This window comes from Clostridium tarantellae, assembly GCF_009295725.1.
Lineage (GTDB): Bacteria > Bacillota > Clostridia > Clostridiales > Clostridiaceae > Sarcina > Sarcina tarantellae.
On the sequence record NZ_WHJC01000094.1, the window covers coordinates 1 to 12,051 of the forward strand.

The 12,051-nt window shown below is 28.5% G+C and carries 4 protein-coding genes and 1 pseudogene; 2 read left to right on the forward strand and 3 right to left on the reverse strand.

From position 1 onward, the window contains the following. Window positions 1-203: 203 nt before the first annotated feature. Window positions 204-4,766, forward strand: coding sequence for an endo-alpha-N-acetylgalactosaminidase family protein (locus tag GBZ86_RS07915; protein WP_152889421.1), 4,563 nt, complete (start codon window positions 204-206; stop codon window positions 4,764-4,766). Window positions 4,767-4,941: 175 nt separating this feature from the next. Then, window positions 4,942-9,408, forward strand: a complete 4,467-nt coding sequence (locus GBZ86_RS07920; RefSeq protein ID WP_170272187.1) for an endo-alpha-N-acetylgalactosaminidase family protein — start codon at window positions 4,942-4,944, stop codon at window positions 9,406-9,408. 175 nt (window positions 9,409-9,583) lie between these two features. Here GBZ86_RS07920 and GBZ86_RS07925 read toward each other — a convergent pair whose 3' ends face one another. The 3 genes and pseudogenes from GBZ86_RS07925 to GBZ86_RS18025 form a co-directional block, all read right to left on the reverse strand. Beyond that, window positions 9,584-10,492 carry a trypsin-like serine protease gene (locus GBZ86_RS07925; RefSeq protein ID WP_152889423.1) on the reverse strand — a complete coding sequence of 303 codons (909 nt, stop codon included), beginning with the start codon at window positions 10,490-10,492 and terminating at the stop codon, window positions 9,584-9,586. A gap of 161 nt (window positions 10,493-10,653) precedes the next feature. Next, window positions 10,654-11,565, reverse strand: coding sequence for a Nal1-like putative serine protease (locus tag GBZ86_RS07930; RefSeq protein ID WP_152889425.1), 912 nt, complete (start codon window positions 11,563-11,565; stop codon window positions 10,654-10,656). Window positions 11,566-11,753: 188 nt separating this feature from the next. After that, window positions 11,754-12,051, reverse strand: a pseudogene (locus GBZ86_RS18025) (GTP pyrophosphokinase); the annotation flags it as partial.

Sequence of the window (12,051 nt, forward strand, 5' to 3'; positions counted from 1 at the left end):
ATATTTTACCATAAATCCTAAACTCGTGGAGTTTGGGATTTATTTTTTTAAAGAAAAAAGGAGCTGTTCACTAATTATTTAGTGCGACAGCCCCTTTTTGATTTAAACTAAAAAATACATGTAAAGGTAAAAAAAAACTATGTTAAATGTTTTCATATAAGTTTATTCTTAGGTTAATAAAATATAAAATTAGGGGGTAAACTATGACTAAAAATAAATTTATAAGAAAAAATGCAGTTAAATATACTGCAGCCATTGTTACATCTTTATATGCTTTTAGTTTAATTTCACCACAGGTTGTTAAAGCTATAGAAAATACTTTAGAAACAAATAAAAAAATTGAAGAGAAAAATACAAATAAGAAACAATTATCAGTAGATGAAAACGAATTAATAAATAAAATTATAAATAAAACTAATGAAGAAGAAATTTATACTAGAACTTTTGATAATAGCAGTGATATTGATGATTATAGAGTTTTTATGGGAGAGCCATCAAAATTGCTAGTAGAGGATGGTGTATTAAAAATAGCTAATGCTCTTTATAAAGAAGTAAGAGTAGTAGATGAAAAATCTCCTTTAATTAAAAATGGAGAATATGAGTTTACAGCTAAAATGTCTAAATCAGGGCAATTTGCAGCTGTTTTTAGATTTATAGATGATAATAACTATGGCATGATAGGATATGATGGAGGAAACTGGGTACTTCAAAGTGCTAGTGATTGGAAGCCTATATCAGGACCTACATTACAAGCTGGACAAGAGTATAAAATTAAAATTAAATATGTAAAAGATAAAATTAGTGTATATATAAATGATAATTTAGAAATTGAAACATCTTTAGATATTGTTTCAAATTTTCCTATGGAAGCAGGAAAAATTGGCTTTAGATTATGGTCTACAGATAAGGAATTACACTTTGATAATGTAAGTTATAAAGCTATTACAGGAGTACCGGGTGATATAAAAGAGAGAGAAATATTAGAAGAAGATAAGGAATTTATATCTTCTGAAAATTTACAAGTAACTATAGATAATAAATTTCCTAATGTAGTTAATTATGCTAAGGGAGATAAAAATATAAATGGTACAAGTATCTCTAAAGAGTCTGTAAAAATAAATAAAGAAGAAATGAAGCCAGAAGTTACTTTTAATAAAGAAAGTGAAAGTAAGGCAGTATATACATTAGATTTTAATGAATATGTACCTTTAACATTTGATATTGCTATAGAGGTAATAGATAATTATGTGGATATAAGATTAGAAAATGTAGTTGAAGGTGAAGAATTTTTCTTAAAAACTATAGAATTTAAAGATCATGATTTAGTTAGTATAAATAGTGAAGAAACTTTAGGAGAATTAACATCTGCAAAGGTTTGGGGTAGAAATTCTTCAGGAGATTATTATTATAATATTAAAGATAAAGCTATTGACAATGCACCTGTTAAGCAAACTATGACTTTTATAAATAATGGAGAGCTTTCAGCAGGTATAGAGAATAATGTAATAGATTACAGCGGTCAAGTTCAATATAAAACTACAGAAAAAGAAGGAAAGAAAAATATAGGATTATGGAATGGCACTTGGATATATAGAGAAGTTGAAGATAAAAAAGTTACTCCTGTTTTTAATGGAGATCTATATTCAAGAGTTATTATAGCAGATGATATAAATGAAGATAATATTATATCTTGGGAAGATGTTGCTATAGCATATAGAGATGTAATGGAAAAACCAGAATATAATGATATGGTTAGGGATAAGGTTTCTCATATTGCTATGAACTTTGCATCACAGGCTCAATACCCTTTTGAAAGATTAGTAGATCAAGTAGCTAAGTATTCTAATTATATAGATGGTTTTGGTCAAATGCTTTTATTAAAAGGTTATCAATCAGAAGGACATGATAGTGCACATCCTGACTATGGAAATAATTTCAACGAAAGAGCTGGTGGATTAAAAGGATTTAATTCTATGACTGAAACGGTAGAAGATAAGTACAATACTAAAATAGGAGTTCATATTAATGCTACAGAGGCATATCCAGAGGCTAAATATTTTTCTAATGAATTATTACAACAACCAATGACACCAGGTTGGGCATGGTTAGATCAAGCATATTTAATAGATAAGCGTAAGGATATTTTAAACCATAGTGAAACAGGATTAAATGCAAGACTTAGAGAAATGCAAGAAAATGCACCAGGAATAGATTGGGTATATGTAGATACTTATTGGTCAAATCCTTGGAATGAGCATAAAGTAGAGGATTTCTTGTTAGAAAATAAATTTGCAGTGGCTACTGAGTACAGTGGGCCATTTAAAAGAAATTCTATTTGGACACACTGGGCAGATATTCAACATGGTAATAATGAATATTCTAGGGGATTGAGAAGTGAAATTGTACGATTTGTAGAAAATGAAATGAGAGATGTGTTTCCAAGTGATATTCATTTAATGGGCGCTAAGCACACAGGTTATAGTGGATGGCAAAATGAAAAAAATTTAGATGAAACTGTGAAGCAATTTTATACTTGGGAATTACCAACGAAATATATGCAAAATTTTGCTATTACTAATTGGTCAGATGAAGAGGTTAAGTTTGAGAATGAATTAGTTAGTAAGGTTACTAATTTAAAATCAGATAATGATGGTGTTGGTTATGAAGGTAATCATGAACTTTATAAAGATGGTAATTTAATATATTCAAGTTACACTTATAAAAGTGGCTCTTTAAAATCAAGAGATAATAGAGTATTTGTACCTTGGGGTGAGGATGTAAATAACCCAGATAAGGTGTATGCTTGGAATGATTTTAAGGAGAGTAAAGAGTGGAATGTACCAGCTACTTGGGCAAATGCTTCAGAAGTATATCTTTATAAAACAGACGGAACAGGAAGAACTTTATTAGAAACTATACCAGTAGTAGAAGGAAAAATAGAGTTGAATTTACAAGATAAAACACCATATGTAGTTTATAAAGATAAGGTGGAAAATACTACAGATAAAACTAAATGGTCTGAAACAAGCTTAGTAAGAGATAATGGATTTAATAGCTATAGTTTTAAAGACAATGAAGAAGATAGTTATGGTTGGTGGACACCTTCTTCATCTAATGGAAAGATAGATAATATTTATTTTGAAGAAGATAAAGGTGGTTCAGCAGGACAAACTTATTTAAAAATAGATGGAATAAATGATGGTAGGGTATCTCAAGAAATTAAATTAGAAGGTGGTAAACATTATTCAGCTTCTGTTTGGGCTGAAGTTTCGGACAAATCAGAAAAAAGAGCAGAGTTAGAAATAGTATTTGGTAATGGAGAAAAGTATTCTCATTATTTGGATTTAACTACTTATAAAAATAATATAATAAACACAGATAAGAGAGGAACTAGATTTCAAAGAATAAAGGTTGATTTTTATTTACCAGAAGGAGAAAATTTAGTTACAATGAATTTAAAAGCTGGTGAAGGAAAAGATGAAAATAGTTATGTTAGATTTGATAATGCTAGAATAACTGAGCATAAAAAGAGTGAGTTAGAAATTGAGAAAGAAAAAGAACATTTATATTTTGAGGATTTTGAAACAGTAGATGAGGGATGGGGTCCATTTACTCAAGCTACTGGTGGAGAATGTATGACTCATTTATCTGAGACTCATGAAGGATATACTAATGATACTATAGATGGTGAATTTTCTCTTAAAACTAGACAAAGTGAAAGTGGCTTAGTAATGAAAACATCACCAGGATTATTAAAATTTGATCCTCAGAAGAAGTATAAAGTAACCTTTGATTATAAGTTTATAGAAGATAATGCTAAGTATGATTTAGTAGTTAGAACTGATGCTGGTGGAAAAGCTGAAGAAAAAATGGATATAGCATTACCAGCTTATGAAGGAGAGATTGGAAAGTTTGAAATTGCATTTAAAACAGGAGATTTTGAAGATTATTTTGTAGGATTTGAAAGAAAATCAGGAACTCTTATAATTGATAATTTTACAGTAGATGAATATGAAGGAGAAGTGCCAGATTATATTCCAGAAGGTATAGATAAAACTATGATAAATCCATCATCCATTAAGGTTAATGCTTCTTCAGAGGAAACACAATCAGAAAATGGAGCAGCATCTAATGCATCAGATTTAGATGAAAGTACTATATGGCATTCAAGATATTCAGCACCAGCAGAAAAACCACATTATTTAACTTTAGAATTAGATAAAACTTATAAAATAAATAAACTTAGATATGTGCCAAGACAAAGTGGTTCTAATGGAAATATTACTGAATATAAGGTGTTAATTAGTAATGATGGAGTTAACTTTAATGAGGTAAGTACAGGTAATTTACAAAATAATAATGAAGAAAAGTTTATAACATTTGAAGAAGTAGAAGCTAAATATGTTAAATTAGAAGTTTTAAATAGTGTAGGTGATTTTGCATCAGCGGCAGAGGTAAATGTGTATAAAGTAGAAGAGACACCAGAAATTATTGTTAAGCCTGGAAAGATTGAAAGCTTAAAAGCAAATGAAACTACTAATAATAGTATAACTATTTCTTGGAAAAAACCATCTATAGGTGGAGAAATTAAAGAGTATGTAATATACAAAGACGGAGTAGAAGTAGAAAGAGTACCTAGTACTAGTACAACTTATACTTTAGAAAGTTTAAAAAGTAATACTCTTTATAATATTAAAGTGGTTGCTATAGACAAACAAGATCAAAAATCAAGACCAGTTGCCATTAATGGAAGAACATTAAAATAATATAATTTAAATTAAAGTGACAAATATTTAAGTAAAGTTTATTTAGTTATAGATTTTAAATATTTGTTGCTTTTAATTTTATTAAATTTATATAAAAAAGTAAAAAAAATCTATGTACTATATTTTGTAAAGGGTCTAAACTTTAAATGTAAACGTTAATTGAGGGGGTATATATATGACTAAACATAAATTTGCTAAAAAACATGCAGTTAAGTATTCAGCAGCTGTAATGGCTTATATGTATGGAGCATCTTTAGTTTCACCACATAAGGTTTTGGCAACTACTAGTGAAGTTCTAGGAGAAAAAAATGCTGTAGTTTCTAAAGTAAAAGAAGAAGTTATTTTAAATGAGGGAGAAAGATTAATTGAAAATACTGCTACAATAAAATCCGATGAGTTAACAGTAGTTGTAGATAGAGAATTTCCTAATGTGGTTGAATATAAAATTGGAGATAAAATAATAAAGGGAACACAAAAATCTTTAGATAAATTTAAAATTAATGGACAAGAATATAAGCCTGTTAATTTAGAAACAAAAATAGAGGAAATTAGTGAAGGTGAAGAAAAAGGTTTAGTTCAAGCATATGTATATAGCTTTAATTTTCCTGAAATTAATGTAGATATGAAAATTTCTTTAGCTGTTATAGAAAATACAGTTAAAATTAAATTTGAAGAAATAAAAGAAAAAGGTGATTTTAAGGTTAAGAGTATAGAGATACCAAATCACAATTTAGTTACAATAAATGATTCAGAGGAAGAGGCAGATATTGTATCGGCAAGAGTTCATGGTATATTAAGCTCAGATGATTATTTTTATAGTTTAAAGGATAAAGCTATAGATGCACAACCAGTGTATCAAACAATGACATTTTTAGAAAATGGACAATTAGTAGCTTCTTTAGAAAACAATGTTATGGATTACTCTAAACAAGTAGCTTATCAAACAGTTATGGATGGAGAGGTTAAAAAAGCAAGTCTTTGGAATGGAGTTTGGACATATAGAGAAGTAGAGGAGCTTCAGCCAGAAGATTTACCCTGGTGTAGAATAGTTATATCAGATGATAAAAATGAAGATTCCCAGGTAGACTGGCAAGATGGTGCTATAGCTTATAGAGAGCATGTAGTTAGACCAGTAGGATCTGATGTGGTTAGGGATCATATATCTCATGTAGCTATGAATTTTGCATCACAAGCACAGTATCCTTTTAATAGATTAGTAGACCAAGTAGCTAAGTATTCAAATTATATAGATGGTTTTGGACAAATGATGCTAGTAAAAGGGTATCAATCAGAAGGACATGATAGTGCTCATCCAGACTATGGTAATAACTTTAACCAAAGAGCTGGTGGAGTAAAAGAATTTAATGAGATGGCTAAAGTAGTGGGTGAAAAATATAATACTTTAGTAGGTGTCCATATAAATACTACGGAAATATATCCAGAGGCTAAATATTTCTTAGATGAACTCTTAGAACAACCTTATAGAAAAGGGTGGGGATGGTTAGATCAATCCTATTATGTAGATAAAAGAAAAGATGTTTTAAATAATACTGAAACAGGCTTAAGAGCAAGACTTAAAGAGATGAAAGAAGCTACTAATGAATTAGATTGGGTATATGTAGATGTATATAATACTAACCCTTGGAATATGAATCAGCTTCAAGATTTCTTATTAGAAAATGATTGGCTAGTAGCTACAGAGTGGAGTGGACCAATGAGACAAAATGCAATTTGGACTCACTGGGCAGATTTAACTTATAATTCAGGAAATGTATCAGATGGAGTTGATTGGGGAGAGCAATACAGAGGAACTAGAAGTGAAATTGTAAGATTTGTTGAAAATGAAATGAAAGATGTATTCCCTAATGATATCTTATTAAAAGGTAATAAAAACAAAGGATTTATGGGATGGGAAGGAGATTGTCCTAGAGAAAAAAATATTGAGTACTCAGTAGAAACTTTTTATAATTGGACATTACCAACAAAGTATATGCAACACTTTCCAATAATTAAATGGACTGAAAATGAAGTTAAATTTGAAAATGATTTAATAAGTAGAGTTGAAAATTTAAATAAAAATGAAAATGGTAAGGTATTAGGTGGAGATACTGAACTTATTAAGGATGGTAATTTAATTTACTCTGGTACAACTTATAGAAATAATGATAGAGCTGAAGATGCTAATGATAAGTTGTTATCTAAAAATAATAGAGTATTTATACCATATAGTGATGAAGATATAAATAAACCAGATAAGGTTTATGCTTGGAATGATTTTAAAGAGTCAAGAGAATGGACAATACCAAAATCATGGCAAGAAGAAGGAGTTATTACAGTTAGCCTTTATAAAACATCTGGAGAAGGTAGAGAACTAGTTTCGGAAATCCCAGTAATAGATGGAAAGATAACTTTAGAATTAGATTCTAAAACACCATATGTAGTTTATAAAGAAAAAATAGATGAGACTATGGGAAAGACAATATGGTCAGAAACAAGTAATGTTGGAGATATGGGCTTTGATAGTTATAACTTTAAAGAAGATGAAAATGATGAATATGGATGGTGGACACCTTTACCAGAGTCTGTTGAAGCAAATAATGTAAATTTTGAAAAGGAATTAGGTACATCTTCTGAAAATATTTTTACTAATAATACTGGTCAAACCTATTTAAGAGTAGATGGTGAAAAAGCTGGTGGAGTTACTCAAAAAATACCTGTAGAACCTGGAAAAGATTATTCAGCATCAGTTTGGGTTGAAATGACTAGAGGAGTTGAAAGAGAAGGTAAATTAGAAATTTTAGCTGGTAATGAAACATTCTCACATTTCATAACTTCAACAAATAGCAGAAATTATACAGTAAATAGTGATAAGCATAATACGTATTTCCAAAGAGTTAAAGTAGATTTTACAGTACCACAAGATGTAAATGAAATAACTATAAATTTAAGAGTGGGAGAGGGTCCTGCTGATTCTTATGTAAGATTTGATAATGTAAGAGTAGTTAATCACAATAAAAGTGAAGAAGAAGGAATTTTACAACAAGAAAATTACTATTATGAGAACTTTGAAAGTGTGGATGAAGGTTTTGGACCATTTGTATATGGATATGATGGACCTTGTCAAACTCACTTATCAGAAAGAAATATAAATGGGTATACTAATGATACTATAAATGGTGATTGGTCATTTAAAACTCAAGAGGGTATAACAGGACTTGTAGCTAGAACTGTACCAGGATTAATATCATTAAAGCCAAATGCAAAATATAAAATTTCTTTTAAGTATAAATTCCCACATAATGATTTCTTTAAGCCAGATGATTTAAAAGCTAAGTATGATGTAGTGATTAAATCAGATAAGGCTAATGGCACAGAAGAGGCTAATAAAATGAAAGTAAGATTAGCTAAATATGAAGTAGATGAAGAAAAAGGTATGGGAGTAGGCCATTTTGAATATACTTTCCAAACAGGAAACTATGATGATTATTATATAGGTATAGAAAAATCAGGAAATGGAGCATTAGTTATAGATGATTTAACTATTAATGAATTTAATGGAGAAGTAGATGATCCATTCCCAGAACCACCAACAGATCAAGTAGATCCATTAGCAATACCTCAAAAGCAAATGACAGCTATAGCTGATAGTGAACAGCCTGGAAGTAGTGAGGGTCCAGCTAGTCTTGCTATAGATGGAAATGAAGGAACTATATGGCATACTAAATGGAGTGGTGAAGACAAATTACCTCAAAGTATTACCTTAGATTTAGGTGGAAAATATGTAATAGATAGATTTCATTATCTGCCAAGACAAAGTGGAGGTAATGGAGTTATAACTAAATACAAACTTGAAGTAAGTAATGATGGAGAGAATTTTACAAAGGTATCAGAAGGAAACTGGGTTAAAGATGCAGAGCTTAAAAAGGTTAATTTTGATGCTATTGAAGCAACTCATGTAAGACTAGTAGCTGTAGAAGCTGGTGGAGGATTTGCATCAGCTGCTGAGTTGAACGTATTTAAACAGAAAGTAGACATAGCAGCACCAACTAATTTACAAATTAAAAATGCTACTAATGACTTAATAACTGTTACTTGGGATATGCCAGAAAACATGAATAATGTTGAAGGCTATGTATTGTTCAAAGATGGTGTAGAAGTTGGTAGTGTAGATATTGATACCATGGAATATACTTTTAATGGGTTAAATTCAGGTACAGAGTATATTTTAGAGGTTGCAAGTAAAAATTCTGAAGGTATTACTTCAGATAAAATAGCTATAACTGCTAATACTATAGAAACTCCAATTGAAATTAAACCAGAAAAAATACAAAATTTAAAAGGAGAAAGCACTTTTAATTCTATTACTGTATCTTGGGATGCTCCAAATAGCAAAGAAGGATTAATGGAGTATGCAATTTTTATAGATAATAAACATGTTGCTACTATTCCAAGTAGTGAAAATAGTTATACTATTAAAAATTTAAAGGCTAATACATTATATGGAATTAAAATTATTGCACGATATTCAAATGGTGAGCAAGCTAGACCTTTTTCTAAAAAATTTAGAACTGGTAAAGAACCAAAGCGTGAAAAAAGTATTATAAATAAATTTATAAATTCCATAAAAAATGTATTTAACTAAAAATATATAAATATATAATAAAAAGTGGTAAAAGTTTTAATGAGAAATTGAACTTTTACCACTTAATTTATTTTAATATAATTTCATGATTTATAAGAAGTGTTATAAATTTTAGTGTTAACTTTTTGTTTTAATAAAACATATTAATATAATAGTCTATTATAAAAAATAAGAATTAATAGGTTAAATTTACTCTTAAGGAATTTAAAACAGTTCTAAAATCATTAGCTATTGATATAGAGGGAGATCCACCCATAAGAAGACCAACAGCTTCATTATTTTTATTTAGAACTACACTTCCAGAATCTCCAGGTTGACTCATACGTTCAAGAGTAATTTGATTTTGAAAAAGAGCAGGACGCCCACCTACAGTTATTATAAGAGTAGTACCTATAGTTCTTACTAAACCAGAAGTTCTGCCAGTTGTTCTCCCTATCTTTTCAACTTGTTCACCAATTATAGCATTATTTATTCCTGTTGGATAACCAGCCCAAGCAATTTTATTAGAAATTATTGAATTATCCCTTATTCGAGCAATAGCACAGTCTACTAAATTTCCTTGAAAACCATAATTAATAGGAATAAAATTGGTTAAATTTGCAATTACATCAGTTATTCTTCCACCATCCATTCTAGAGGGTTGAACTATTTGAGTTCCAAGAGCAATTCTATTAGAATCAGCAAGGACATGATTATTACTTAATAAAAAATATTCCATATTTTGTTGAGATCCTCTTTCAACAATACATCCACAAGTACCAGAATAAAATCTATTAACTGGTGATATGCTATAGCCACATTGAACAGGACGTATTTTAGAAGAAAGAGCATAAGCTTCTGCATTACCAATTTCTACTATATCTGTAGCTATATTCATATAAGATTTAGGTATTATATCATTATATTTTAATTTGCATAAAGATTCTTTTTTTTGTACTAATACTTGAATACATAAGTGATTTGTATTTTTTGAATTAGTATATTTCATGCCTAATCCAAGACCTAGTACATTTTTAAAACAAAGAAAATTTTTATAGTTATTTTTACAAATGCATAAAATTATATGATTTTTTTTATTTATCATATAATAAACTCCTTTCATAGTTTTACAGTAATAAAGCCATCTAATTTTTAAAAATATTTAGAGAGCTTTTTGTATTCTATAAAAATAAAATAATAAAGAAATAATCTTTGAAATTCAAATTAATTAAATTTATTAAGCAGTATATATATAAATTAAAGATTTTACGTAGTTAATTCTACATTTAAAGCACGTAGTACGCTGTTTATATTATTTGCTATAGAAGCATAAGTAGAAGTAGCCATAAGCAAACCAATAGCTTTATTTGAATTGTTTAAAACTAAACTACCAGAATCACCTTCAAGAGAAAATTTATCCATTATTATTTGATCTTGAAATAAGTAATATCTACCACCAAGATTAATATAAAGAAAAGAGCTTATACTTCGCACTGTAGAAGTGGTTCTTCCTGAACTTCTACCTATTTTTTTTACTTTTTCCCCTAAAATAACATTAGAAGTTCCTTTAGGATAACCTAGCCAAGCTATTTCATTAGAAATGAATGAGTTGCTGATTATTCTTGCAATAGCACAATCAACAGTATTTATTTGTCTTGTACCTGATTGTAGAGGTATATAACTAGAAAGTGTGGCAACTGCATCAAGAATAGTTCCACCATCTGGTATAGCTGGTTGAACTATTCTTGTGCCTAAAGGTTTAGTTTGACTATCTGTTAAAATATGGTTGTTGGATAAAAGAAAATAACTTAGGTTATTTCCAGAACCTCTTTGGACTATACATCCAGCTGTACCAGCTATATTTGAATTTGTAGGTCCTATACTATAACCACATTGTACAGGTCTAATTTTAGTATTTAAAGCACTACTAGTAACTGTTCCTAGTTCAAATACATCTGTTTTTATTCCTTTATATTTAGTTGGAATTATATCAGATTTTTTCAAATTAATTAAATCTTCTTTTTTTTCTACAAATACATTAAGACAAACTTCATTTGTATTTTGAGATTTTACATATTTATGTCCTAATCCTATACCAATTACATTTTTAATATTTAAAAATTCATATATTTTATTTTGACAAATCCATAGTATATTATCATATTCTTGGTATGACATTTTTTTTATCCTCCTAAATTAAAGAATTTAATAAAGTTTTATTTTTTATGAAAAAAGAGGTGTTTTAAGATTTGTTTTTATATCATATAATATGATAGTGATATTCAATTTAGTGAAAAATTTGTTGAATTATATTTTAATATAAAAAAGGTTGCATTAAATTAATTATAATTTAATGCAACCTTTTTTTATCTAATATATATACAATTTAAAACATCTATTGAAGAAATTTTATCATCTAAATTTAAAGAATTAAAATATTTTATTCCTTTTGTTGTTACTCTTAAAGAACTTTTGCTAGATTTTGTGATTTTTATAAAGTGTAGTACTGTTTTTACATCAATTTTCAAATTAAAAATGGATATAATTTTTATATATAAGTATAAATTAAAAAGATTTTTACATTCTAAATAATTTTCATAATTATTAATATATTCGCATAAAAATGTTACATGCTTGTCTATAGTTAAGAAAATATTATTAAGC

Excerpts from the sequence above, each read along its gene's own strand:
- GBZ86_RS07915 (WP_152889421.1), top strand. The coding sequence starts at position 204 with ATGACTAAAAATAAATTTATAAGAAAAAATGCAGTTAAATATACTGCA.
- GBZ86_RS07920 (WP_170272187.1), top strand. The coding sequence starts at position 4,942 with ATGACTAAACATAAATTTGCTAAAAAACATGCAGTTAAGTATTCAGCA.
- GBZ86_RS07925 (WP_152889423.1), bottom strand. The coding sequence starts at position 10,492 with ATGATAAATAAAAAAAATCATATAATTTTATGCATTTGTAAAAATAAC.
- GBZ86_RS07930 (WP_152889425.1), bottom strand. The coding sequence starts at position 11,565 with ATGTCATACCAAGAATATGATAATATACTATGGATTTGTCAAAATAAA.